Source organism: Pseudomonas sp. GW821-FHT07G06 (assembly GCF_058986625.1).
In genome coordinates this window covers 1-25,302 of the sequence record NZ_JBYSVW010000009.1, presented here as the reverse complement: position 1 = coordinate 25,302, position 25,302 = coordinate 1, and the positions used below count along the sequence as shown (strand labels likewise).

28 protein-coding genes and 4 tRNA genes are annotated in these 25,302 nt (G+C 55.7%); all 32 read right to left on the bottom strand.

The window, feature by feature from the left end; all coding sequences use genetic code 11:
• Positions 1-13 precede the first annotated feature (13 nt).
• Positions 14-328: a 50S ribosomal protein L24 gene (gene rplX / locus AC3WJW_RS16255; RefSeq protein ID WP_003176416.1), complete on the bottom strand. Its 315-nt coding sequence runs from the start codon at positions 326-328 to the stop codon at positions 14-16.
• 11 nt (positions 329-339) lie between these two features.
• Entirely contained in the window at positions 340-708 is a 369-nt protein-coding gene (gene rplN / locus AC3WJW_RS16250; protein WP_002555479.1) for a 50S ribosomal protein L14, read from the bottom strand.
• Between the two features lie 23 nt (positions 709-731).
• Positions 732-998, bottom strand: a complete 267-nt coding sequence (gene rpsQ, locus AC3WJW_RS16245; protein WP_003176419.1) for a 30S ribosomal protein S17 — start codon at positions 996-998, stop codon at positions 732-734.
• A gap of 2 nt (positions 999-1,000) precedes the next feature.
• Positions 1,001-1,192 carry a 50S ribosomal protein L29 gene (rpmC, locus tag AC3WJW_RS16240; protein ID WP_002555481.1) on the bottom strand — a complete coding sequence of 64 codons (192 nt, stop codon included), beginning with the start codon at positions 1,190-1,192 and terminating at the stop codon, positions 1,001-1,003.
• Positions 1,192-1,605, bottom strand: a complete 414-nt coding sequence (gene rplP, locus AC3WJW_RS16235; RefSeq protein ID WP_003228729.1) for a 50S ribosomal protein L16 — start codon at positions 1,603-1,605, stop codon at positions 1,192-1,194. The genes rpmC and rplP overlap by 1 nt, the downstream gene beginning before the upstream one ends.
• Before the next feature lie 12 nt (positions 1,606-1,617).
• The gene (rpsC, locus tag AC3WJW_RS16230) at positions 1,618-2,304 is read right to left on the bottom strand and encodes a 30S ribosomal protein S3 (RefSeq protein ID WP_007970424.1); all 687 of its coding nucleotides are present in this window, start codon (positions 2,302-2,304) and stop codon (positions 1,618-1,620) included.
• A gap of 13 nt (positions 2,305-2,317) precedes the next feature.
• The gene (gene rplV, locus AC3WJW_RS16225; RefSeq protein ID WP_003103908.1) at positions 2,318-2,650 is read right to left on the bottom strand and encodes a 50S ribosomal protein L22; all 333 of its coding nucleotides are present in this window, start codon (positions 2,648-2,650) and stop codon (positions 2,318-2,320) included.
• An 11-nt stretch (positions 2,651-2,661) separates the two neighbouring features.
• Positions 2,662-2,937 carry a 30S ribosomal protein S19 gene (gene rpsS, locus AC3WJW_RS16220; protein ID WP_002555486.1) on the bottom strand — a complete coding sequence of 92 codons (276 nt, stop codon included), beginning with the start codon at positions 2,935-2,937 and terminating at the stop codon, positions 2,662-2,664.
• 16 nt (positions 2,938-2,953) lie between these two features.
• Positions 2,954-3,778 (bottom strand): 50S ribosomal protein L2, encoded by an 825-nt coding sequence (rplB, locus tag AC3WJW_RS16215; protein ID WP_003228734.1) that lies wholly within the window; start codon positions 3,776-3,778, stop codon positions 2,954-2,956.
• Positions 3,779-3,792: 14 nt separating this feature from the next.
• Positions 3,793-4,092, bottom strand: a complete 300-nt coding sequence (gene rplW / locus AC3WJW_RS16210; RefSeq protein WP_002555488.1) for a 50S ribosomal protein L23 — start codon at positions 4,090-4,092, stop codon at positions 3,793-3,795.
• Positions 4,089-4,691: a 50S ribosomal protein L4 gene (gene rplD, locus AC3WJW_RS16205; RefSeq protein ID WP_003228735.1), complete on the bottom strand. Its 603-nt coding sequence runs from the start codon at positions 4,689-4,691 to the stop codon at positions 4,089-4,091. The genes rplW and rplD overlap by 4 nt, the downstream gene beginning before the upstream one ends.
• Positions 4,692-4,703: 12 nt before the next feature.
• Positions 4,704-5,339 carry a 50S ribosomal protein L3 gene (gene rplC, locus AC3WJW_RS16200; protein ID WP_003186059.1) on the bottom strand — a complete coding sequence of 212 codons (636 nt, stop codon included), beginning with the start codon at positions 5,337-5,339 and terminating at the stop codon, positions 4,704-4,706.
• 80 nt (positions 5,340-5,419) lie between these two features.
• Positions 5,420-5,731, bottom strand: a complete 312-nt coding sequence (gene rpsJ / locus AC3WJW_RS16195) for a 30S ribosomal protein S10 (protein ID WP_003186070.1) — start codon at positions 5,729-5,731, stop codon at positions 5,420-5,422.
• Between the two features lie 157 nt (positions 5,732-5,888).
• On the bottom strand, positions 5,889-7,082 hold the full coding sequence (gene tuf, locus AC3WJW_RS16190; protein WP_008053875.1) for an elongation factor Tu: 1,194 nt from the start codon (positions 7,080-7,082) through the stop codon (positions 5,889-5,891).
• Positions 7,083-7,112: 30 nt separating this feature from the next.
• Positions 7,113-9,218: an elongation factor G gene (gene fusA, locus AC3WJW_RS16185; RefSeq protein ID WP_493726675.1), complete on the bottom strand. Its 2,106-nt coding sequence runs from the start codon at positions 9,216-9,218 to the stop codon at positions 7,113-7,115.
• Between the two features lie 30 nt (positions 9,219-9,248).
• Positions 9,249-9,722, bottom strand: a complete 474-nt coding sequence (gene rpsG / locus AC3WJW_RS16180; RefSeq protein ID WP_007970418.1) for a 30S ribosomal protein S7 — start codon at positions 9,720-9,722, stop codon at positions 9,249-9,251.
• A gap of 108 nt (positions 9,723-9,830) precedes the next feature.
• Complete coding sequence (gene rpsL, locus AC3WJW_RS16175) at positions 9,831-10,202, bottom strand: 30S ribosomal protein S12 (RefSeq protein WP_003186084.1); 372 nt, start codon at positions 10,200-10,202, stop codon at positions 9,831-9,833.
• A gap of 216 nt (positions 10,203-10,418) precedes the next feature.
• The gene (gene rpoC, locus AC3WJW_RS16170; protein ID WP_007970416.1) at positions 10,419-14,618 is read right to left on the bottom strand and encodes a DNA-directed RNA polymerase subunit beta'; all 4,200 of its coding nucleotides are present in this window, start codon (positions 14,616-14,618) and stop codon (positions 10,419-10,421) included.
• Between the two features lie 64 nt (positions 14,619-14,682).
• Complete coding sequence (rpoB, locus tag AC3WJW_RS16165) at positions 14,683-18,756, bottom strand: DNA-directed RNA polymerase subunit beta (protein ID WP_007970415.1); 4,074 nt, start codon at positions 18,754-18,756, stop codon at positions 14,683-14,685.
• 220 nt (positions 18,757-18,976) lie between these two features.
• On the bottom strand, positions 18,977-19,342 hold the full coding sequence (rplL, locus tag AC3WJW_RS16160) for a 50S ribosomal protein L7/L12 (RefSeq protein WP_007970414.1): 366 nt from the start codon (positions 19,340-19,342) through the stop codon (positions 18,977-18,979).
• 75 nt (positions 19,343-19,417) lie between these two features.
• Positions 19,418-19,918, bottom strand: coding sequence for a 50S ribosomal protein L10 (gene rplJ, locus AC3WJW_RS16155; protein ID WP_007970413.1), 501 nt, complete (start codon positions 19,916-19,918; stop codon positions 19,418-19,420).
• 198 nt (positions 19,919-20,116) lie between these two features.
• Positions 20,117-20,812 (bottom strand): 50S ribosomal protein L1, encoded by a 696-nt coding sequence (gene rplA / locus AC3WJW_RS16150; RefSeq protein ID WP_008041297.1) that lies wholly within the window; start codon positions 20,810-20,812, stop codon positions 20,117-20,119.
• Complete coding sequence (gene rplK, locus AC3WJW_RS16145) at positions 20,812-21,243, bottom strand: 50S ribosomal protein L11 (protein ID WP_007933726.1); 432 nt, start codon at positions 21,241-21,243, stop codon at positions 20,812-20,814. The genes rplA and rplK overlap by 1 nt, the downstream gene beginning before the upstream one ends.
• A gap of 117 nt (positions 21,244-21,360) precedes the next feature.
• Positions 21,361-21,894 carry a transcription termination/antitermination protein NusG gene (gene nusG, locus AC3WJW_RS16140; RefSeq protein ID WP_007984405.1) on the bottom strand — a complete coding sequence of 178 codons (534 nt, stop codon included), beginning with the start codon at positions 21,892-21,894 and terminating at the stop codon, positions 21,361-21,363.
• Between the two features lie 9 nt (positions 21,895-21,903).
• A complete protein-coding gene (gene secE, locus AC3WJW_RS16135; protein WP_102673697.1) occupies positions 21,904-22,272 on the bottom strand; it encodes a preprotein translocase subunit SecE in 369 nt (122 codons plus the stop codon).
• A 45-nt stretch (positions 22,273-22,317) separates the two neighbouring features.
• Positions 22,318-22,393: transfer RNA gene (locus AC3WJW_RS16130), tRNA-Trp, on the bottom strand.
• Positions 22,394-22,566: 173 nt separating this feature from the next.
• Positions 22,567-22,642, bottom strand: a tRNA-Thr gene (locus tag AC3WJW_RS16125).
• Between the two features lie 26 nt (positions 22,643-22,668).
• A tRNA-Gly gene (locus tag AC3WJW_RS16120) sits at positions 22,669-22,742 on the bottom strand.
• Positions 22,743-22,766: 24 nt separating this feature from the next.
• A tRNA-Tyr gene (locus AC3WJW_RS16115) sits at positions 22,767-22,851 on the bottom strand.
• A 143-nt stretch (positions 22,852-22,994) separates the two neighbouring features.
• Positions 22,995-23,432 (bottom strand): hypothetical protein, encoded by a 438-nt coding sequence (locus tag AC3WJW_RS16110; RefSeq protein WP_493726674.1) that lies wholly within the window; start codon positions 23,430-23,432, stop codon positions 22,995-22,997.
• Between the two features lie 7 nt (positions 23,433-23,439).
• Positions 23,440-24,189: a pantothenate kinase gene (locus tag AC3WJW_RS16105; RefSeq protein WP_493726673.1), complete on the bottom strand. Its 750-nt coding sequence runs from the start codon at positions 24,187-24,189 to the stop codon at positions 23,440-23,442.
• Positions 24,179-25,138, bottom strand: coding sequence for a bifunctional biotin--[acetyl-CoA-carboxylase] ligase/biotin operon repressor BirA (gene birA, locus AC3WJW_RS16100; RefSeq protein WP_493726672.1), 960 nt, complete (start codon positions 25,136-25,138; stop codon positions 24,179-24,181). The genes AC3WJW_RS16105 and birA overlap by 11 nt, the downstream gene beginning before the upstream one ends.
• Positions 25,139-25,302 lie beyond the last annotated feature (164 nt).

Genomic DNA, 25,302 nt, shown 5'->3' with positions numbered 1-25,302 from the left:
TACCTAGCAGTGTTCAAGCATCAACCGCTTTTTGGGTCGACTTGAAGACACGAATTTTCTTGCCGTCTTCTACTTTGAAACCAACGCGGTCAGCCTTGTTGGTTTCGCCGTTGAAAATGGCGACGTTAGAAGCATCCAGCGGAGCTTCTTTTTCGACGATACCGCCCTGCACGCCCGACATCGGGTTAGGCTTGGTATGACGCTTGACCAGGTTCAGACCACCAATAACCAAACGGTTGTTAGCGAGAACCTTAAGCACCTTACCGCGCTTACCTTTGTCTTTGCCGGCGATCACGATGATCTCGTCGTCACGACGAATCTTTTGCATGTCGGATCTCCTTACAGCACTTCTGGGGCGAGCGAGACGATCTTCATGAACTTCTCAGTACGAAGTTCACGGGTCACTGGCCCAAAGATACGGGTGCCGATCGGCTCTTGCTTGTTGTTCAACAGAACAGCAGCGTTGCCATCAAAGCGGATAATGGAGCCATCAGCACGACGTACGCCGTGACGAGTGCGGACTACAACAGCAGTCATCACTTGGCCTTTTTTCACTTTACCGCGAGGAATTGCTTCCTTGACGGTAACCTTGATGATGTCACCGATACCAGCGTAACGACGATGGGAGCCACCCAGCACCTTGATGCACATAACGCGGCGAGCGCCGCTGTTATCGGCCACATCGAGCATGGATTGAGTCTGAATCATATAATTTCTCCGACCCCTAGTCCTTAGACTTCCACAGCGCGTTCGAGAACATCAACCAGCGCCCAAGACTTGGTCTTGGCCAAAGGACGAGTTTCACGAATAGTGACTTTGTCGCCGATGTGGCACTGATTGGTTTCGTCGTGCGCGTGCAGCTTAGTCGAACGCTTAACGTATTTACCGTAGATCGGGTGCTTAACGCGACGCTCGATCAGAACGGTGATGGTTTTGTCCATCTTGTCGCTGACAACACGGCCAGTCAGCGTACGGACAGTTTTTTCGGCTTCAGCCATGATTACTTACCTGCCTGCTGGTTGAGCACAGTCTTCACGCGAGCGATGTCACGCTTAACTTGCGAGAGCAGATGAGACTGCCCCAACTGGCCAGTTGCTTTCTGCATACGCAGATTGAACTGGTCGCGCAGCAGGCCGAGCAGTTGCTCGTTCAGCTGCTGTGCGGATTTTTCACGAAGTTCATTCGCTTTCATCACATCACCGTCCGTTTAACAAAGGAGGTGGCGAGCGGCAGCTTTGCAGCAGCCAGGGCGAAAGCCTCACGCGCCAGCTCTTCAGAAACACCCTCGATTTCATACAGGACTTTGCCTGGCTGAATCTGGGCAACCCAGTATTCCACGTTACCCTTACCTTTACCCATCCGAACCTCGAGAGGTTTCTTGGAGATCGGCTTGTCCGGGAATACACGGATCCAGATCTTGCCACCACGTTTTACGTGACGGGTCAGTGCACGACGCGCTGACTCGATCTGACGAGCGGTGAGACGACCACGAGCAACAGACTTCAGCGCGAACTCGCCGAAGCTGACTTTGCTACCGCGCAATGCCAGGCCACGGTTGTGACCAGTCATTTGCTTGCGGAACTTCGTACGCTTTGGTTGCAACATTTGGCGTACCCCTTACTTAGCAGCTTTTTTACGAGGCGCTGGTGCTTGTGGTTTCAGTTCTTCTTGGCGACCACCAATTACTTCGCCTTTGAAGATCCAAACCTTTACACCGATCACACCGTAAGTGGTGTGAGCTTCGTAGTTGGCATAGTCGATGTCGGCACGCAGGGTGTGCAATGGCACACGACCTTCGCGATACCATTCAGTACGTGCGATTTCAGCACCGCCGAGACGACCGCTCACTTGGATTTTGATGCCTTTGGCACCAATGCGCATGGCGTTCTGTACGGCGCGCTTCATAGCACGACGGAACATTACGCGACGCTCCAGCTGCTGAGCTACGCTCTGCGCAACCAGCATACCGTCGAGCTCCGGCTTGCGGATCTCTTCGATATTGATGTGCACAGGCACACCCATTTGCTTGGTCAGGTCCTGACGCAGTTTCTCAACATCTTCACCTTTCTTCCCGATAACGATACCTGGACGAGCGGTGTGGATGGTGATGCGTGCAGTTTGGGCCGGACGATGGATATCGATACGGCTTACGGACGCGCTTTTTAGTTTGTCTTGGAGGTACTCACGCACATTCAGATCTGCGAGCAAATAGTCCGCATAAGTCCGACCGTCTGCGTACCAGACGGAGGTGTGCTCCTTGACGATTCCCAGGCGAATGCCAATGGGATGTACTTTCTGACCCATCTCTTCGACTCCGTTACTTGTCAGCAACCTTGACAGTGATATGGCAAGACCGCTTGACGATGCGATCAGCACGGCCTTTGGCACGTGGCATGATGCGCTTCAGCGAACGCCCTTCGTTGACGAAAACGGTACTGACCTTCAGGTCATCAACGTCTGCGCCTTCGTTATGCTCGGCGTTGGCTACGGCCGACTCCAGCACTTTCTTCATGATCTCGGCGGCTTTCTTACTGCTGAAAGCCAACAGGTTGAGCGCTTCGCCCACCTTCTTCCCGCGGATCTGGTCGGCGACCAAGCGGGCTTTCTGGGCGGAGATTCGAGCGCCCGACAACTTAGCGGCTACTTCCATTTCCTAACCCCTTAACGCTTGGCTTTCTTGTCTGCCACGTGCCCGCGATAAGTGCGGGTACCGGCGAACTCGCCCAGTTTGTGGCCGACCATGTCTTCGTTCACGAGAACTGGGACGTGCTGACGACCGTTGTGTACTGCGATGGTCAGACCGACCATTTGTGGCAGGATCATCGAACGACGCGACCAGGTTTTCACCGGTTTGCGATCGTTCTTTTCCGCCGCCACTTCGATCTTCTTCAGTAGGTGAAGATCGATAAAAGGACCTTTTTTCAGAGAACGTGGCACTGTCGTATCCCTCTATTTACTTGCGACGACGGACGATCATTTTGTCGGTACGCTTATTACCACGAGTCTTCGCGCCCTTAGTCGGGAAGCCCCATGGCGATACCGGATGACGACCACCAGAGGTACGACCTTCACCACCACCATGTGGGTGGTCAACCGGGTTCATGGCAACACCACGAACGGTTGGGCGAACGCCACGCCAGCGTTTGGCACCGGCTTTACCCAGCGAACGCAGGCTGTGCTCGGAGTTCGAGACTTCGCCCAGGGTCGCACGGCATTCAGCCAGGACTTTACGCATTTCACCGGAACGCAGACGCAAGGTAACGTACACACCTTCACGAGCGATCAGCTGAGCCGAAGCACCAGCGGAACGAGCGATCTGTGCGCCTTTACCTGGCTTCAGTTCGATGCCGTGTACGGTAGAACCGACTGGAATGTTGCGCAGTTGCAGAGCGTTGCCTGGCTTGATTGGAGCCAGAGCGCCTGCGATCAGCTGGTCGCCAGCACTCACGCCTTTAGGGGCGATGATGTAGCGGCGCTCGCCGTCTGCGTAGCAGAGCAGTGCGATGTGAGCAGTACGGTTTGGATCGTATTCGATACGCTCGACAGTGGCGACGATGCCATCTTTGTCGTTGCGACGGAAATCGACCATACGGTAATGCTGCTTATGACCACCACCGATGTGACGAGTGGTAATACGGCCATTGTTGTTACGACCACCAGTCTTCGATTTCTTCTCGAGCAGCGGTGCGTGAGGAGCGCCTTTATGCAGCTCCTGGTTGACCACCTTGACCACAAAACGGCGGCCAGGGGAAGTCGGTTTGCATTTAACGATTGCCATGATGCACCCCTTCCTTACTCAGCACTGCTGCTGAAATCGAGATCTTGGCCTGGCTGAAGGGAGATAACTGCCTTCTTCCAGTCATTACGCTTGCCCAGACCGCGAGCAGTGCGCTTGCTCTTACCCAGAACATTCAGGGTAGTTACACGCTCTACTTTCACGCTGAACAGGCTTTCGACGGCCTTCTTGATTTCCAGCTTGGTTGCGTCAGTAGCAACCTTGAAAACGAACTGGCCTTTCTTGTCTGCCAGAACCGTAGCCTTCTCGGAAACGTGCGGGCCAAGCAGAACTTTAAATACGCGTTCCTGGTTCATCCCAGCAGCTCCTCGAATTTCTTCACGGCCGACACGGTGATCAACACCTTGTCGTATGCGATCAGACTAACTGGATCGGAACCTTGCACGTCACGTACATCTACGTGTGGCAGGTTACGAGCAGCCAGGTACAGGTTCTGATCAACAGCGTCCGACACGATCAGAACGTCGGTCAGGCTCATGTTGTTCAGCTTGCCCAGCAGGTCTTTGGTTTTCGGCGTTTCAACGGCGAAATCCTGAACCACGACCAGACGATCAGTACGCACCAGCTCAGCAAGGATGGAACGCATTGCTGCGCGATACATCTTCTTGTTCAGCTTCTGGGAGTGATCCTGAGGACGAGCTGCGAAAGTGGTACCGCCGCCACGCCAGATTGGGCTACGGATAGTACCGGCACGAGCACGGCCAGTACCTTTCTGACGCCATGGGCGCTTGCCGCCACCACGAACGTCGGAACGGGTCTTTTGCTGCTTGGAACCCTGACGGCCGCCGGCCATGTAGGCCACGACTGCTTGGTGAACCAGCGTCTCGTTGAATTCGCCGCCAAATGTCAGTTCGGAAACTTCGATCGCTTGAGCGTCATTTACATTTAATTGCATGTCAGCTTCCCCTTAACCGCGAGCCTTGGCTGCTGGACGTACAACCAAGTTGCCGCCAGTAGCGCCAGGAACAGCGCCCTTGACCAACAACAGATTGCGTTCAGCGTCCACGCGCACTACTTCGAGGGACTGCACGGTCACGCGCTCAGCGCCCATATGACCGGACATTTTTTTGCCCTTGAATACACGACCAGGAGTCTGGCACTGGCCGATAGAGCCTGGAACGCGGTGGGATACGGAGTTACCGTGGGTGTTATCTTGCCCGCGGAAATTCCAACGCTTGATCGTACCCTGGAAGCCTTTACCCTTGGACTGACCGGTTACATCAACCAGTTGACCAGCGGCGAAGATTTCAGCGTTGATCAGATCGCCGGCCTGGTACTCGCCTTCTTCAAGGCGGAATTCCATTACGGTACGACCAGCGGCAACGTTCGCCTTAGCGAAGTGGCCAGCCTGAGCTGCTGTTACACGCGAAGCACGACGCTCGCCGACAGTGACTTGCACTGCACGATAGCCATCGGTCTCTTCAGTTTTGAACTGGGTGACGCGATTCGGCTCGATCTCAATGACCGTGACCGGAATGGAGACACCTTCTTCGGTGAAAATACGGGTCATACCGCATTTACGACCGACTACACCAATAGTCATGTTGTAAACCTCATGAGTGTACGGGGCTTTCACCCGCTATGGCCGCCCATTTCAGAGCGTTACACGACTAAGACCGAGTCTTAGCCGAGGCTGATCTGCACTTCCACACCGGCCGCAAGATCAAGCTTCATAAGAGCATCAACGGTTTTATCCGTTGGCTGGACGATGTCCAGAACGCGCTTATGAGTACGGATCTCGTACTGGTCACGCGCGTCTTTGTTGACGTGCGGGGAGACCAGAACGGTGAACCGCTCTTTACGGGTAGGCAGTGGAATTGGACCACGCACTTGAGCACCAGTACGTTTCGCGGTTTCCACGATTTCCTGGGTTGATTGGTCGATCAGGCGATGGTCGAAAGCCTTCAACCTGATACGGATTTGCTGATTTTGCATTGGATTTCAGACTCCGGCTGCTATTCCCACCGGGCGCAATACGCCCGTTAAAAGGAGGCGCAATTCTATAGACGCCCCAGATGGGTGTCAACCCAATAAAAAAGCCCCCGCTGAGCGGGGGCCTTTCAAAGCATCGAAGCTATCTCAAAAGAGATGCTTACTCGATGATTTTGGCTACGACGCCAGCGCCGACGGTACGACCGCCTTCACGGATAGCGAAACGCAGGCCGTCTTCCATTGCGATGGTCTTGATCAGGGTAACTTCCATCTGGATGTTGTCACCTGGCATTACCATTTCAACGCCTTCTGGCAGCTGGCAGTTACCAGTCACGTCAGTAGTACGGAAGTAGAACTGTGGACGGTAGCCTTTGAAGAACGGAGTGTGACGACCGCCTTCTTCCTTGCTCAGAACGTAAACTTCTGCGGTGAACTTGGTGTGCGGCTTAACCGAACCTGGCTTAACCAGAACCTGGCCACGCTCAACGTCGTCACGCTTGGTACCACGCAGCAGAACGCCGCAGTTCTCGCCAGCACGACCTTCGTCGAGCAGCTTGCGGAACATTTCAACACCGGTGCAGGTGGTGGTGGTGGTGTCACGCAGACCAACGATTTCCAGTGCATCTTGAACGCGAACGATACCGCGCTCGATACGACCAGTCACAACAGTACCACGACCCGAGATCGAGAATACGTCTTCGATTGGCATCAGGAATGGCTTGTCGATAGCGCGCTCTGGTTCTGGGATGTAGCTGTCCAGAGTTTCAACCAGTTTACGAACGGCAGTGGTGCCCATTTCGTTGTCGTCTTTGCCTTCCAGCGCCATACGAGCCGAACCGATGATGATTGGAGTGTCATCGCCCGGGAAGTCGTAGGTGGACAGCAGGTCGCGAACTTCCATCTCGACCAGTTCCAGCAGCTCAGCGTCGTCTACCAGGTCAGCCTTGTTCAGGAAAACCACGATGTACGGAACGCCTACCTGACGGGACAGCAGGATGTGCTCACGGGTTTGTGGCATCGGACCATCAGCGGCCGAGCAAACCAGGATCGCGCCGTCCATCTGAGCAGCACCGGTGATCATGTTCTTCACGTAGTCAGCGTGACCTGGGCAGTCAACGTGAGCGTAGTGACGGATCTTCGAGTTGTACTCGACGTGCGCGGTGTTGATGGTGATACCACGAGCTTTTTCTTCTGGAGCGCTGTCGATTTTATCGAAATCAACGATTGCGGAACCGAAAACTTCGGAGCAAACGCGAGTCAGAGCTGCGGTCAGAGTGGTTTTACCGTGGTCAACGTGACCGATGGTGCCAACGTTGACGTGCGGTAGGGAACGATCAAATTTTTCTTTAGCCACGACAATTAACTCCTTGCCTAAAGGACTGAATCAGCCTTGTTTTTTGGTAACGGTTTCGACGATGTGCGACGGAGCCGTATTGTATTTTTTGAATTCCATAGAGTAGCTTGCGCGACCCTGGGACATCGAACGAACATCGGTCGCATAACCGAACATCTCGCCCAACGGAACTTCAGCACGGATCACCTTACCGGAAACCGTGTCTTCCATACCCAGAATCATGCCGCGACGACGGTTAAGGTCGCCCATCACGTCACCCATATAGTCTTCAGGCGTAACAACCTCTACCGCCATGATCGGCTCGAGCAACTCACCACCGCCCTTCTGGGCCAGTTGCTTGGTCGCCATGGAAGCAGCCACCTTAAACGCCATCTCGTTCGAGTCGACGTCGTGGTAAGAACCATCAAACACGGTAGCCTTCAGGCCGATCAGCGGATAGCCGGCAACTACGCCGTTCTTCATCTGCTCTTCGATACCCTTCTGGATAGCCGGGATGTATTCCTTAGGAACCACACCACCCACTACTTCGTTCACGAATTGCAGACCTTCCTGACCTTCGTCAGCAGGAGCAAAACGAATCCAGCAATGGCCGAACTGGCCACGACCGCCGGACTGACGAACGAACTTGCCTTCGATTTCGCAATTCTTCGTGATGCGCTCACGATACGAAACCTGAGGCTTACCGATGTTGGCTTCGACGTTGAACTCACGGCGCATCCGGTCAACCAGGATGTCCAGGTGCAACTCGCCCATGCCAGAGATGATCGTTTGACCAGTCTCTTCATCAGTCTTGACGCGGAAAGACGGGTCTTCCTGAGCAAGCTTGCCCAGAGCGATACCCATTTTTTCCTGGTCATCCTTGGTCTTAGGCTCAACGGCAACCGAAATAACCGGCTCCGGGAAGTCCATGCGAACCAGGATGATTGGCTTGTCAGCGTTGCACAAGGTTTCACCAGTGGTGACGTCCTTCATGCCGATCAAGGCCGCGATGTCGCCAGCGCGTACTTCCTTGATCTCTTCACGGGCGTTTGCGTGCATCTGCACCATACGACCCACACGCTCTTTCTTGCCTTTGACCGAGTTGATCACGCCGTCGCCGGAGGCCAACACGCCCGAGTAAACACGGACGAAGGTCAGGGTACCCACGAATGGGTCGGTAGCGATCTTGAACGCCAGAGCCGAGAACGGCTCATTGTCGTCTGCATGACGCTCCATTTGCACTTCCTCGTCATCCGGGTCGGTACCCTTGATGGCAGGAATGTCGGTTGGAGCCGGCAGGTAGTCGATAACGGCGTCGAGAACCAGGGGAACGCCCTTGTTCTTGAAGGAAGAGCCGCAAACAGCCAGAACGATTTCACCAGCGATAGTACGCTGACGCAGAGCGCCCTTGATTTCCTCGATGGAGAGTTCTTCCCCTTCGAGATACTTGTTCATCAGCTCTTCGCTGGCTTCGGCCGCAGCCTCAACCATGTTGTTGCGCCACTCTTCAGCCAGTTCCTGCAGTTCAGCAGGGATAGCTTCGCGACGTGGAGTCATGCCCTTGTCGGCATCGTTCCAGTAAACCGCTTCCATGGTCATCAGATCGATCTGACCCTGGAAGTTGTCTTCGGAACCGATTGCCAACTGGATCGGCACCGGGGTGTGACCCAGACGCTGCTTGATCTGAGCGATCACACGCAGGAAGTTCGCACCGGCACGGTCCATCTTGTTCACGTAAACGATACGTGGAACGCCGTACTTGTTGGCTTGACGCCATACGGTTTCGGACTGAGGCTCAACGCCGGAGGTGCCGCAGAACACAACGACCGCGCCGTCGAGTACACGCAGGGAACGCTCAACTTCAATGGTGAAGTCTACGTGGCCCGGGGTATCGATGACGTTGAAGCGGTATTGGTCTTTGTGCTGCTTGGCCGAACCCTGCCAGAAGGCGGTAATGGCAGCAGAAGTAATGGTAATACCACGCTCCTGCTCCTGAACCATCCAGTCAGTGGTCGCAGCGCCGTCATGCACTTCGCCCATCTTGTGGCTTTTGCCAGTGTAAAAAAGGACGCGCTCGGTGGTGGTGGTTTTACCAGCATCCACGTGAGCAACGATACCGATGTTACGGTAGCGATTAATCGGTGTAGTACGAGCCATAAAGCCCTCGCAAAATGAGTGACGCTAGAATTAGAAGCGGTAGTGCGAGAAAGCCTTGTTGGCTTCAGCCATACGGTGCACGTCTTCACGCTTCTTAACTGCAGCACCTTTACCTTCGGCGGCGTCCAACAGTTCGCCAGCCAAACGCAGAGCCATAGACTTCTCGCCGCGCTTGCGAGCGAAGTCTACCAACCAGCGCATTGCCAGAGCGTTACGACGGGAAGGACGAACCTCGACCGGAACCTGGTAAGTAGCACCACCAACGCGGCGCGACTTCACTTCGACCAGCGGAGCGATGGCGTCGAGTGCTTTTTCGAAGAGTTCCAGGGGATCGGTGCCGGCCTTACGAGCCTTCACGGTATCCAGGGCACCATAAACGATACGCTCGGCAACGGCTTTCTTGCCGCTTTCCATTACGTGGTTCATGAATTTGGCGAGGATTTGGCTTCCGTATTTCGGATCGTCCAGAATCTCACGCTTGGCTGCTACGCGACGTCTTGGCATTGATAAGCCCTCAAACGGTCTTCAGGTTAGCCCGGGACAGATCCTGTGGATACGTGCCCGACCTTACTCTTATCGACTCAATAAAATGAATAACTGCAAAACGGCCGATTACTTCGGACGCTTGGTACCGTACTTCGAACGACCCTGGTTACGACCTTTAACACCGGAAGTATCCAACGAACCGCGAACGGTGTGATAACGAACACCTGGCAAGTCTTTTACACGACCGCCGCGGATCAGTACCACGCTGTGCTCTTGCAGGTTGTGGCCTTCACCACCGATGTACGAGGAAACCTCGAAACCGTTGGTCAGACGCACACGGCATACTTTACGCAGTGCCGAGTTAGGTTTTTTCGGCGTGGTGGTGTACACACGGGTGCACACGCCACGGCGTTGCGGGCAGTTCTGCAGCGCAGGCACGTCGGATTTCTCGACGATACGCTTACGCGGCTGACGTACCAGCTGGTTGATAGTTGCCATCTACTAGCTCCACTGTTGTCTTGCGACGCTATTGTCTTGCAAGAAAAGCAAAATGGCAGGAACGAGTTCCCGCCAAATTTAGGGGTACAAGAGTCTAAAGAGGATCTTGTCCCCAGTCAAGGCAAGGCCCCGCCCTCCCCGCTCATCCAATCTCGACAATTTGTCTCGATTCGATGAACGGAGTGACCAGGGCCTCACACTCATTTACCGCAGAACTCAGTTACCGCTCGAGTTCAGCGCTTCGGTCAGTGCAGCTTCCACTTCACTGGCGCTCACGCGCAACGGCTTGTCTGCATCACGGCGACGCTTACGCTCGCTGTGATAAGCCAGACCGGTACCAGCCGGGATCAGGCGACCCACGACCACGTTTTCTTTCAGGCCGCGCAGGTAGTCGCGCTTGCCGGTTACCGCCGCTTCGGTCAGTACGCGGGTGGTTTCCTGGAAGGAAGCCGCCGAGATGAACGATTCGGTGGACAACGACGCCTTGGTGATACCCAGCAGTACACGAGTGAACTTGGAGACAAACTTGTCTTCAGTCGCCAGGCGCTCGTTCTCAACCAGTACGTGAGTCAGTTCCATCTGGTCGCCCTTGATGAAACTGGAATCGCCGGATTCAGCGATTTCAACTTTACGCAGCATCTGACGCAGGATGGTCTCGATGTGCTTGTCGTTGATCTTCACGCCTTGCAGACGGTAAACGTCCTGGATCTCGTTAACGATGTACTTGGCCAGCGCACTCACACCCAACAGACGCAGGATGTCGTGTGGATCGCTCGGACCGTCGGAGATAACTTCGCCGCGGTTTACCTGTTCGCCTTCGAACACGTTCAGGTGACGCCACTTCGGAATCAGCTCTTCGTACGGATCGCTACCGTCGTTCGGGGTAATGACCAGACGGCGCTTGCCCTTGGTCTCTTTACCGAACGCGATGGTGCCGCTGACTTCAGCCAGAATCGACGCTTCTTTCGGACGACGGGCTTCGAACAGGTCGGCAACACGCGGCAGACCACCGGTGATGTCACGGGTCTTCGAAGTTTCTTGCGGAATACGAGCGATAACATCACCGATCGCAATCTTCGCACCGTCCGCTACACCGACCAGGGCGTTGGCTGGCAGGAAGTACTGAGCGATAACGTCAGTGCCTGGCAGCAACAGATCCTTGCCGTTGTCGTCGACCATCTTAACGGCCGGACGGATGTCCTTACCGGCAGCTGGACGATCTTTGGCGTCGAGTACTTCAATGTTGGTCATACCGGTCAATTCGTCAGTCTGACGCTTGATCGTGATGCCTTCTTCCATGCCCACGTAGGTCACGGTACCTTTCATTTCGGTAACGATCGGGTGAGTGTGCGGATCCCACTTGGCCACGATGGCGCCAGCGTCGACCTTGTCACCTTCTTTAACCGAAATCACGGCACCGTACGGCAGCTTGTAACGCTCACGCTCACGACCGAAGTCATCAGCGATGGCCAGCTCACCGGAACGGGACACGGCAACCAGGTGACCATCCACTCGCTCAACGTGCTTCAGGTTATGCAGACGGACGGTACCGCCATTCTTCACCTGAACGCTGTCGGCTGCGGAGGTCCGGCTTGCCGCACCACCGATGTGGAACGTACGCATCGTCAGCTGGGTACCCGGCTCACCGATGGACTGGGCAGCGATAACGCCGACCGCTTCACCGATGTTCACCTGGTGACCACGAGCCAGGTCACGGCCGTAGCACTTGGCGCAAATGCCGTAGCGGGTTTCGCAGCTGATCGGCGAACGCACGATCACTTCGTCGATGCTGTTCAGCTCGATGAACTCGACCCACTTCTCGTCTACCAGGGTGCCAGCAGGAACGATGACGTCCTCGGTACCCGGCTTGAATACGTCACGGGCAATAACACGACCCAATACGCGCTCACCCAACGGCTCTACAACGTCACCGCCTTCAATGTGCGGAGTCATCAGCAGACCGTGTTCGGTGCCGCAATCGATCTCGGTTACAACCAGATCCTGCGCCACGTCTACCAGACGACGAGTCAGGTAACCCGAGTTCGCCGTTTTCAACGCGGTATCCGCCAGACCTTTACGAGCACCGTGAGTGGAGATGAAGTACTGAAGTACGCTCAAACCTTCACGGAAGTTCGCAGTAATCGGCGTTTCAATGATGGAGCCGTCCGGCTTGGCCATCAGGCCACGCATACCGGCGAGCTGACGAATCTGTGCTGCGGAACCCCGCGCACCCGAGTCGGCCATCATGTACATCGAGTTGAACGATTCCTGGTCGACTTCGACGCCATGACGGTCGATGACTTTCTCTTTCGAGAGGTTGGCCATCATCGCCTTGGAAACTTCGTCGTTCGCCTTGGACCAAAGGTCGATCACTTTGTTGTACTTCTCGCCCTGGGTTACCAGGCCGGAGGCGTACTGGCTCTCGATCTCTTTCACTTCGTCGGTGGCTGCACCGATGATGCGGGCTTTTTCATCCGGGATAACGAAGTCGTTAACACCGATGGAAACGCCGGAGATGGTCGAGTAGGCGAAACCGGTGTACATCAACTGGTCAGCGAAGATAACGGTCTCTTTCAGACCAACCACGCGGTAGCACTGGTTGATCAGCTTGGAGATCGCCTTTTTCTTCATCGGCAGGTTGACGACGTCGTACGACAGACCTTTTGGCACAACCTGGAACAACAGCGCACGGCCGACAGTGGTGTCGACGATACGGGTGTTGGTCACGCTGCCGCCGTCACGGTCGTTGACGGTTTCGTTGATCCGGACTTTGACCTTGGCGTGCAGTGCGGCTTCGCCGGCACGGAACACACGGTCAACTTCCTGCAGATCCGCGAATACACGACCTTCGCCCTTGGCGTTGATCGCTTCACGCGTCATGTAGTACAGACCCAATACAACGTCCTGCGACGGAACGATGATTGGCTCACCGTTGGCTGGCGACAGAATGTTGTTGGTCGACATCATCAACGCACGCGCTTCCAGCTGGGCTTCCAGCGTCAGCGGTACGTGCACGGCCATTTGGTCGCCGTCGAAGTCGGCGTTGTACGCGGCGCAGACCAGCGGGTGCAGCTGGATAGCCTTACCTTCGATCAGTACCGGTTCAAACGCCTGGATACCCAGACGGTGAAGGGTCGGTGCACGGTTGAGAAGAACCGGGTGTTCGCGAATCACTTCAGCGAGAACGTCCCAAACTTCCGGCAGCTCGCGCTCGACCATCTTCTTGGCAGCTTTAATGGTGGTCGCGAGACCACGCATTTCCAGCTTGCCGAAAATGAACGGCTTGAACAGCTCGAGAGCCATCTTCTTCGGCAGACCGCACTGGTGCAGACGCAGGGTCGGACCTACGGTAATTACCGAACGGCCGGAGTAGTCAACACGCTTACCGAGCAAGTTCTGACGGAAACGACCCTGCTTACCCTTGATCATGTCAGCCAGGGATTTCAGAGGACGCTTGTTGGAACCTGTGATAGCGCGGCCACGACGACCGTTGTCGAGCAGTGCGTCGACGGCTTCCTGCAACATACGCTTTTCGTTGCGCACGATGATGTCCGGAGCGGACAGATCCAGCAGGCGCTTCAAACGGTTGTTACGGTTGATCACTCGACGATACAGATCGTTGAGGTCGGAAGTCGCGAAGCGACCGCCATCCAGCGGGACCAGTGGACGCAGGTCTGGCGGCAGAACCGGCAGAACGGTCAGCACCATCCACTCTGGCAGGTTGCCGGAACCCTGGAAGGCTTCCATCAACTTCAGACGCTTGGACAGCTTCTTGATCTTGGTTTCCGAGTTGGTTTGCGGAATTTCTTCACGCAGACGGCCAATCTCGTGCTCCAGGTCGATAGCGTGCAGCAGTTCGCGGACAGCTTCGGCACCCATGCGGGCATCGAAATCGTCGCCGAACTCTTCCAGCGCTTCGAAGTACTGCTCGTCGTTCAGCAGCTGACCCTTTTCAAGGGTGGTCATGCCTGGATCGATAACGACGTAGCTCTCGAAGTAGAGAACGCGCTCGATATCACGCAGGGTCATGTCCATCAGCAAGCCGATACGGGACGGCAGCGATTTCAGGAACCAGATGTGGGCAACCGGCGAGGCCAGTTCGATGTGCGCCATGCGCTCACGACGAACTTTTGCCAGCGCGACTTCAACGCCGCACTTCTCGCAGATCACACCGCGGTGCTTCAAGCGCTTGTACTTACCGCACAGGCACTCGTAATCCTTTACCGGGCCAAAGATCTTGGCGCAGAACAGGCCGTCACGCTCAGGTTTGAACGTACGGTAGTTGATGGTTTCCGGCTTTTTAACTTCACCGAACGACCACGAACGGATCATCTCAGGCGATGCCAATCCGATACGGATGGCGTCGAACTCTTCGACTTGACCCTGGTTTTTCAGCAAATTCAGTAGGTCTTTCAAGGCCTTTCCTCCTGGCGGAGCAGAGAGCGGGCAATACTGCCCCGCTCTCGATTCGCGTCACGTGTTATTCGGTTTCCAGATCGATATCGATGCCGAGGGAACGAATTTCCTTGATCAACACGTTGAAGGACTCGGGCATGCCCGGCTCCATACGGTGATCGCCATCCACGATGTTTTTGTACATCTTGGTACGGCCGTTCACATCGTCCGACTTCACTGTGAGCATTTCTTGCAGAGTGTAAGCGGCACCGTATGCTTCCAGTGCCCAGACCTCCATCTCCCCGAAACGCTGACCACCGAACTGCGCCTTACCACCCAGCGGCTGCTGGGTAACCAGGCTGTACGAACCGGTAGAACGCGCGTGCATCTTGTCGTCTACCAAGTGGTTCAGCTTCAGCATGTACATGTAGCCAACGGTAACCGGGCGCTCGAACTTGTTGCCGGTACGGCCGTCGGTCAGCTGCATCTGGCCGCTTTCCGGCAGGTCCGCCAGTTTCAGCATGGCCTTGATTTCGCTTTCCTTGGCACCGTCGAACACTGGAGTGGCCATTGGAACGCCGCCACGCAGGTTTTGAGCCAGGTCCAGGATTTCCTGGTCCGAGAAGTCATCGAGGCTTTCCTGACGACCGCCGATCTCGTTGTAGATCTCGTGCAGGAACTTACGCAGCTCGGCAACCTTGCGCTGCTCTTCAATCATGCGGTTGATCTTCTCGCCCAGACCTTTGGCCGCGAGGCCCAGGTGGGTTTCAAGGATCTGACCAACGTTCATACGCGAAGGTACGCCCAACGGGTTGAGGACGACGTCGACCGGGGTGCCATTGGCATCGTGCGGCATGTCTTCAACCGGCATGATCACGGAGACCACACCCTTGTTACCGTGACGACCGGCCATCTTGTCGCCCGGCTGGATGCGACGACGGATTGCCAGGTAGACCTTGACGATTTTCAGCACGCCCGGAGCCAGGTCATCGCCTTGCTGCAGTTTGCGCTTCTTGTCTTCGAACTTGTCGTCCAGCAGACGGCGACGATCAACGATGTAGGCCTGGGCCTTCTCGAGCTGCTCGTTCAGAGCATCTTCAGCCATGCGCAGTTTGAACCACTGGCCGTGCTCAAGACCGTCGAGAACTTCGTCGGTGATGTCCTGGCCTTTCTTCAGACCGGCGCCGCCTTCGGCCTTGTGGCCGACCAGAGCGGAACGCAGACGTTCGAAAGTAGCACCTTCAACGATACGGAACTCTTCGTTCAGGTCCTTGCGGATCTCGTCCAGCTGGGACTTCTCGATCGACAGGGCACGAGCATCACGCTCAACGCCGTCGCGGGTGAAGACCTGTACGTCAATGACAGTACCTTTGGTACCGGTAGGTACACGCAGGGAAGTGTCTTTAACGTCGCTGGCTTTTTCACCGAAGATCGCACGCAGCAGTTTTTCTTCCGGAGTCAGCTGGGTCTCGCCTTTCGGAGTGACCTTACCGACCAGGATGTCGCCTGCGCCTACTTCAGCACCTACGTAAACGATACCGGCTTCGTCCAGCTTGTTCAGTGCCGCTTCACCCACGTTCGGGATGTCGGCAGTGATTTCCTCTGGGCCAAGCTTGGTGTCACGGGCCACACAGGTCAGTTCCTGGATGTGGATCGTGGTGAAACGGTCTTCCTGAACAACACGCTCGGACAGGCAGATGGAGTCTTCGAAGTTGAAGCCGTTCCATGCCATGAACGCGATGCGCATGTTCTGACCCAGAGCCAGTTCACCCATGTCGGTGGACGGACCGTCGGCCATGATGTCGCTACGCTGAACCCGATCACCTTTACGCACCAGCGGACGCTGGTTGATGCAGGTGTTCTGGTTGGAGCGGGTGTACTTGGTCAGGTTGTAGATGTCGACACCGGCTTCACCGGTTTCAACTTCGTCATCGGCAACACGAACCACGATACGGCTGGCGTCGACGGAGTCGATCACGCCGCCACGACGAGCCACGACGCAAACGCCGGAGTCACGGGCTACGTTACGCTCCATGCCGGTACCTACCAGCGGCTTGTCAGCACGCAGGGTCGGTACAGCTTGACGCTGCATGTTCGAACCCATCAACGCACGGTTGGCGTCGTCGTGCTCGAGGAACGGAATCAGCGACGCAGCAACCGAAACTACCTGCTTCGGCGATACGTCCATCAAGGTGACGTCTTCCGGCGCCTTGACGGTGAATTCGTTCAAGTGACGAACAGCTACCAGCTCGTCGATCAGGACTTTCTTGTCGTTCATCGTGGCCGAAGCCTGAGCGATCACGTGATCAGCTTCTTCGATGGCGGACAGGAACACGATCTCGTCGGTGACCAGAGCGTCTTTCACCACGCGGTACGGGCTCTCGAGGAAGCCGTACTGGTTGGTGCGCGCATAAGCGGCCAGGGAGTTGATCAGACCGATGTTCGGACCTTCCGGCGTTTCGATCGGGCATACACGACCGTAGTGAGTCGGGTGTACGTCACGCACTTCAAAGCCGGCACGCTCACGAGTCAGACCGCCAGGGCCGAGTGCAGAAACACGGCGCTTGTGGGTGATCTCGGACAGCGGGTTGTTCTGGTCCATGAACTGGGACAGCTGGCTGGAACCGAAGAACTCTTTCACTGCCGCAGCCACTGGCTTGGCGTTGATCAGGTCTTGCGGCATCAGGCCTTCGCTTTCAGCCATCGACAGACGCTCTTTGACCGCACGCTCAACACGTACCAGGCCAACGCGGAACTGGTTCTCGGCCATTTCGCCTACGCAGCGAACACGACGGTTACCCAGGTGGTCGATGTCATCGACGATGCCTTTACCGTTACGGATGTCGACCAGGGTCTTCAGTACCGCGACGATGTCTTCCTTGCACAGCACGCCCGAACCTTCGATCTCGGTGCGACCGATACGACGGTTGAACTTCATCCGGCCGACCGCAGACAGGTCATAGCGCTCAGGGCTGAAGAACAGGTTGTTGAACAGGGTCTCGGCAGCGTCTTTGGTTGGCGGCTCGCCAGGACGCATCATGCGATAGATCTCGACCAGCGCTTCCAGTTGGTTGCTGGTGGAGTCGATCTTCAAGGTGTCGGAGACGAACGGACCGCAGTCGATATCGTTGGTGTACAGAGTTTCGATGCGAACAACGCCGGCCTTGGCGATTTTTGCCAGGATCTCGGTGTTCAGCTCGGTGTTGCACTCTGCCAGGATTTCGCCGGTTGCCGGATGCACGATGACCTTGGCGGTTGTGCGACCCAGGACGTAGTCCAGAGGCACATCCAGCTCTTTGATACCGGCTTTTTCCAGCTGGTTGATGTGGCGAGCGGTGATACGACGACCCTGCTCGACAATAACCTTGCCTTTGTCATCCTGAATATCGAGGACAGCGATTTCACCGCGCAGGCGCTGAGGCACCAGCTCCAGGCTCAGGGTCTCGCCCTTCACGTGGAATACGTTGGTGGTGTAGAACGCGTCCAGCACTTCTTCGGTGGTATAGCCGAGCGCGCGCAGCAGTACCGATGCAGGCAGCTTGCGACGACGGTCGATACGCACGAATACGCAGTCTTTCGGGTCGAACTCGAAGTCCAGCCACGAACCGCGGTAAGGAATGATGCGCGCGGAGTACAGCAGTTTACCGGAGCTGTGCGTCTTGCCACGGTCGTGGTCGAAGAACACGCCCGGGGAACGGTGCAGCTGGGAAACGATTACACGCTCGGTACCGTTGATTACGAAGGTACCGTTTTCAGTCATCAGGGGGATTTCACCCATGTAGACTTCTTGCTCTTTGATGTCCTTGATCGCTTTGTTCGACGATTCTTTGTCGAAAATGATCAGGCGCACTTTTACCCGCAAAGGTACGGCGTAAGTTACACCGCGCAATACGCATTCTTTGACATCAAATGCCGGTTCGCCCAGACGATATCCGACGTACTCCAGCGCAGCATTGCCGGAGTAGCTGATGATCGGGAAAACGGATTTGAAGGCCGCATGCAGGCCCACGTCGCGGAACTGATCTTTAGTCGCTCCCGCTTGCAAGAATTCACGATACGAATCCAGCTGGATGGCCAGGAGGTACGGCACATCCATGACGTCCGGCAACTTGCTAAAGTCCTTGCGGATACGTTTTTTCTCAGTATATGAGTAAGCCATCAGCGTTCCCCAGCTTGGTCACCTGCTTGTTTGGCCCCTCCCGACGGGAGCAGCCAGAAAATCGTGCAAACCCCATGGTTTGCGCCACCGCATCGGGTGGTTACAGCACGTTATCGACACCGACCCAGTCGGCTGCCAATAACGGAAAAAGGCCGGTGGCAAGAGCCACCAGCCATCAGCCTGTCGCTTAACGCTCGGGCTGGAGGAGCAAAGTCGATGCTTACTTCAGCTCGACTTTAGCGCCTGCTTCTTCCAGAGCTGCTTTGGCTTTGTCAGCTGCGTCTTTGGCAACAGCTTCCAGAACCATGGCAGGTGCGCCGTCAACTACAGCCTTGGCTTCTTTCAAGCCCAGACCGGTCAGTTCACGTACAGCCTTGATCACGTTAACTTTCTTCTCGCCAGCTTCGGTCAGCATGACGTTGAATTCGGTTTGCTCTTCAGCAACGGCAGCAGCAACAGCTGGACCAGCCGATGCAGCAGCAGCGGTAACACCGAATTTTTCTTCGAAAGCTTTGATCAGCTCAACAACTTCCATTACGGACATGTTGCCAACTGCTTCAAGGATATCGTTCTGAGAGATAGACATGAATCTAATTCCTGATATTGGGGACGGCCTACGCGACCATCGAAAAAAACAAAAAACGCGAGAAGTTGACGAGCCTTAGGCTGCAGCAGCTTCTTTCTGGTCGCGAATTGCCGCCAGAGTACGAGCCAACTTGCTGGTAGCGCCTTGAATCACGCTCATCAGCTGAGAAATTGCTTCGTCACGGGTCGGCAGAGTTGCCAGTACGTCGATTTGGTTAGCTGCGAGGAACTTGCCCTCGAACGCAGCTGCCTTGATCTCGAACTTGTCCTGACCCTTTGCGAATTCCTTGAAGATCCGGGCAGCAGCGCCTGGATGTTCCTTGGAGAACGCAATCAGGGTAGGGCCGGTGAACACGTCGTTGAGGACACTGAATTCAGTGTCAGCAACAGCGCGCTTGAGCAGGGTGTTACGTACAACACGTACGTAAACGCCAGCTTCACGAGCCTCTTTACGGAGTCCGGTCATCGCGCCTACTGTTACGCCACGGGCATCAGCCACGACAGCGGACAGAGCGACTTTGGCAGCCTCGTTGACTTCAGCGACGATGGCCTTCTTGTCTTCGAGTTTAATTGCCACGGGTTTAACTCCTGCTTGTTACCGTTTCATCTGGTCGAAACCGGATGTCGTTTTGGTGTCTGATTCGGTAAGGAACCGGGAGCACCATCTGCGTAGGCTTGTGGTTTAAGACTTGCGTCGCCTACGGTCTTGGATAGCCCCCGCCAGGCAGGGACCCCAATTTTTCAATTGGCGCAATCGCTTGCGCCAATCTGTGTCTTACGCGTCGAGCGAGCTCTGGTCGATAACCAGACCTGGGCCCATGGTGGTGCTCAGGGTAACGCGCTTGACGTAGATGCCTTTCGAGGAAGCCGGCTTGATACGCTTCAGATCAGCGATCAGGGCTTCAACGTTTTCCTTCAGCTTGACGGCGTCGAAGCCGATCTTGCCAACGGAAGTGTGGATGATGCCGTTTTTGTCGGTGCGATAACGAACCTGACCAGCCTTGGCGTTTTTAACCGCGGTAGCTACGTCTGGCGTTACGGTGCCGACTTTAGGGTTAGGCATCAGGCCACGTGGACCGAGGATCTGACCCAACTGACCTACAACGCGCATTGCATCCGGGGATGCGATCACTACGTCGTAGTTCAGGTCGCCGCCTTTCATTTCGGCAGCCAGGTCGTCCATGCCTACACGGTCAGCGCCGGCAGCCAGAGCGGCCTCAGCAGCTGGACCCTGGGTGAACACAGCAACGCGAACGGTCTTGCCAGTGCCGTGTGGCAGCACGGTAGCGCTACGAACGACCTGGTCGGATTTACGCGGGTCAACACCCAGGTTTACAGCTACGTCGAACGACTCGCTGAACTTGACAGTCGACAGCTCGGCCAGCAGGGCAGCAGCGTCTACAAAGTTGTAGGACTTGCCTGCTTCGATTTTGCCGGCGATAGCCTTTTGACGCTTGGTCAGCTTAGCCATTACACACCCTCCACGTTAAGGCCCATGCTACGAGCAGAACCGGCGATAGTACGCACGGCTGCTTCCATATCAGCTGCAGTCAGATCCGCGTTTTTGGTTTTCGCGATTTCTTCCAGCTGAGCACGAGTGACGGTGCCAACCTTAACGGTGTTCGGACGAGCGGAACCGCTGGTCAGACCGGCCGCCTTCTTCAGCAGAACCGAAGCAGGGGTGGATTTGGTTTCGAAAGTGAAGCTACGGTCGCTGTAGACAGTGATGATCACTGGAGTCGGCAGACCTGGCTCAAGACCCTGGGTACGGGCGTTGAAAGCCTTGCAGAATTCCATGATGTTCACGCCGTGCTGACCCAGAGCAGGACCAACAGGTGGGCTTGGGTTAGCCTGAGCGGCCTTCACTTGCAGCTTGATGTAAGCGGTAATCTTCTTGGCCATGAGGCACTCCAATTACGGGTTCGAACGCCTCGAGAGGCTCCCCGGTTACTTGCGCGTTTATCCCAGTGACGACAAAACCCCACAGCCTACGGCTGCGGGGTTGGGATTGTTGCTCAGCTAGACCTTTTCGACCTGGCTGAACTCGAGCTCCACCGGAGTAGAGCGACCGAAAATGAGCACTGCGACCTGAATCCGGCTCTTTTCGTAGTTAACTTCTTCAACAACACCGGTAAAGTCCGCGAATGGACCGTCATTGACACGTACCGACTCGCCCGGCTCGAACAACGTCTTCGGCTTCGGCTTGTCGCTACCGTCAGCAACGCGGCGCAGAATCGCTTCTGCTTCCTTATCGGTGATCGGTGCAGGCTTGTCGGCGGTACCGCCGATGAAACCCATCACCCGAGGCGTATCCTTGACCAAGTGCCAGGTACCCTCGTTCATATCCATCTGCACCAGCACGTAGCCAGGGAAGAATTTGCGTTCGCTTTTGCGCTTCTGGCCATTGCGCATCTCAACCACTTCTTCAGTGGGAACCAGAATCTCGCCGAAGCCGTCTTCCATACCGGCCAGCTTTACGCGCTCGATCAGCGAGCGCATTACATGCTTCTCGTAACCGGAGTAAGCATGCACAACATACCAACGCTTAGCCACGGGACACCCTTAGCCGACAATCAAGGAAACAAGCCAGCCGAGCAGGGAATCAAGCCCCCACAACAGCAACGCCATAACCAGAACAACAGCCACCACAATCAGGGTGGTCTGCGTGGTTTCTTGGCGAGTTGGCCAAACGACTTTACGAATCTCGGTGCGAGCTTCCTTAACCAGTACAAAGAAAGACTTGCCCTTGGCCGTCTGCAGGCCTACAAAGGCAGCTACAGCAGCAATGGCAAGCAATGCGAGTACGCGGTACAGGATCGGCGAAGCAGAAAAGTACTGATTGCCAACAACGCCAACAACCACCAGAGCGACTACTACAAGCCACTTGAGGAGGTCGAAACGAGAGCCTTGAGCTTCAGCTTTAGGAGTCATCTATGAAGATCCTGTGAAAAGAAAGCCAGACACACCAGGTGAATCTGGCAGGTCAGGAGGGAATCGAACCCCCAACCTACGGTTTTGGAGACCGTCGCTCTGCCAATTGAGCTACTGACCTAAAACAAAATCAGGCCGACCATTATGCCGACCCGAAAAAGACTTTACAACACTTACCAGGCAATCCCGACTGCAACACCAGCATCTGCGACACCGGCAACCCCGAATACACAACGAGGCGCAACCACAACCACCTAAAACAAAGGCAGATATTTTCATATCTGCCTTGTTATATGGAGCTCTTGAGCGGATTTGAACCGCTGACCTCACCCTTACCAAGGGTGTGCTCTACCAACTGAGCTACAAGAGCGTAACACTGTGCAAAACCTGTAAACTTGGAGCGGGTAGCGGGAATCGAACCCGCATCATCAGCTTGGAAGGCTGAGGTTCTACCACTAAACTATACCCGCGAGGCTTACAGCTCTCGCTAAAAATGGTGGAGGGGGAAGGATTCGAACCTTCGAAGTCGTAGACGTCAGATTTACAGTCTGATCCCTTTGGCCGCTCGGGAACCCCTCCTAAGCGAGCCGGCATTCTACATCATGCCAGCCTTCTGTCAAGCATTTTTCTCATTAAAAACCTGAGCTTAGCTGCGTTGACCTCGCCTCACATCGTTAACCGTTTCCGGTGTTCGCTGTGGAGCGGGCGCCATTCTATGCAAACTATTCGGTGGGTGCAACCCCCTCGCACGGCATTATTTTATGTTTTAACTCATTGAATTCTTTAGAAAGGTTTTGCAGCTGCAGATCGTCCAGCCAACGCCGGCTTTCCGGCGCAATACGCACCCAATACCCTGCGCTTTCCGAGCCCCTGGGCAGGGACTGGTATTTGACCTCCATCCCGCTCAACCGACGCTCAACCGCCTGCGCGGCCTCCTGGCGCGTATAGCCCCCCAGATAAAGGCAGCCATTGTCTGGCGAGACAGCTTTAGTCTTGTCTTTGGAGGCATCACCCGCTTCGCTCAACAGGCGTATATCCTGCTGAGACCCGCGATACAGACTCAAAGGCGTGACATCCTTCGCACGCAGTGGAGCCTCCTGTTGATGCCAGATGTAGTAAAAGCCATTGAGGACAAGCAGCAGCAGAAACAACCAACGCATAAAAACCTCAGGACAAGGGACAGGCCATGGCCAATCCGACAAACACCAAGTCCGGAACCACCCTGGCCCGAGGCACGACCTCAGAAACCAGGCTCGCATCCCCCCCGGTAAGGAATACGACAAAGTCCTCACCCCAGTAGCTGCGCGCCAACTCGAGCTGAGTCATTACGAAGCCGCGCAACATCAGCAAACAACCACGCTCGACAGCTTCGACAGTCGCGCGCCCTGGAACAAGATTTTCCAGAGCCTGCTCCGCCGCCAGATCTCCATAACGAATTTTCCGCGTATGGGTGCGCAACTGGTTGCGCATCAACGGCATGCCCGGACAGATGAAACCACCCAGGTGCTCCCCATCAGAAGCGATAAAGTCCGCAGTCACGGCCGTACCGAAGTCGAGCACCAGGCACGCACCTGAAGCCAGATGAAAGCCTCCAAGCATTGCAAGCCAGCGATCCAGCCCCAGCCGCTCAAACTCTTCATAACCGTTGCGCACGCCTGACATTTCGCGAGCAGGCGCTGCGCACACTATCGGCACATCAAAGGTATCCTTCAGCAGTGACGTCAGCGCACCGGTCTCTTCCGCAGTCCTGACGCTCACCAGCCGGCAAAACGTGAGGGCAAGCCCTTTGAGCTCCCCCAACCCCTCAAGCAATGCGAGATTGGAATCGACCACCCCCTCACCAAGCAGCTGCCCGGCATTCGCCGCAAGCACGCGCCACTTGATGAAACTATTCCCACAATCGAGCTCAAGAATCATCACGCAACCTCAGGCTCAATTCACCACCACTGAAGACTTTCTCCACACCATCCACCTTCAGGCGCAGGGCACCCTGGCCATCAATACCAAGCACCTCGCCATCAATTTGATTGACACCGGCAATCAACGACACGCTTCGCCCCTGCCACAGGTGATTTTGCTCCCACTCCGACTGGATGGCCAAAAAACCACCCGCCTGATGACGAGCCAGGTATCGCTGCAGCATCTCCCCCAACATGGCGACCAATTGGTTGCGATCAAACAATTTGCCTGATTCGAGCCGCATGGATGTCCATTGCTGGTCCACCTCGTCAGCGGACTGCATGTTCACATTGATTCCCACCCCCAGAACCACGTGGCACACATCAGCAGGGTCACCAACCAGCTCAAGCAATATTCCAGCGATCTTTTTCTGACCCACCAGAACATCGTTGGGCCACTTCAATCCAGCGGCTGCAATACCCAGCTCACGCAACGTCTGCAAAACAGCGAGCCCAACGACGAGACTCAAGCCCTCCAACTGGCGCATCCCACCATCAATACGCAGCACCAGACTGTAATAGACGTTTTCAGCGAAGGGACTGACCCATTTGCGACCCCGTCGCCCGCGCCCGGCCGTCTGCCGCTCCGAGAGCACAAGAAAGGGCGCAGCCTGCCCCCGCTCTATAGCACGCAGCGCCTCGGCGTTCGTGGAATCGATTGAGTCGTAAACCTGGACGGGCCAGTCGCAAGAAATCGCCCGGGCACTGATCTCGGAAGGATCGAGCAGCGCCAATGGCGCGGACAGTTGATAGCCGCGCCCACGAACTTTATGAATGGACAATCCCAGCTCAGCTTCTAAATGCTGAAGCTGCTTCCACACGGCGCTACGACTGACGCCCAGGGCAGCACCCAATGCTTGACCCGAATGGAATCGGCCATCTTTAAGAAGCTTTAACAACGTCAGCATGCAGGTCTCGCCTCACAATGAGGCCCGCATGATAGCCACGCGCCGAGCTATTGCATAGAAATCCAGTTGCCGTGACTTTTCTGCGGACAAAAACAAAACCCCAATTGCTTTCGCAATTGGGGTTTCGGAATTTAATCTTGACGATGACCTACTCTCACATGGGG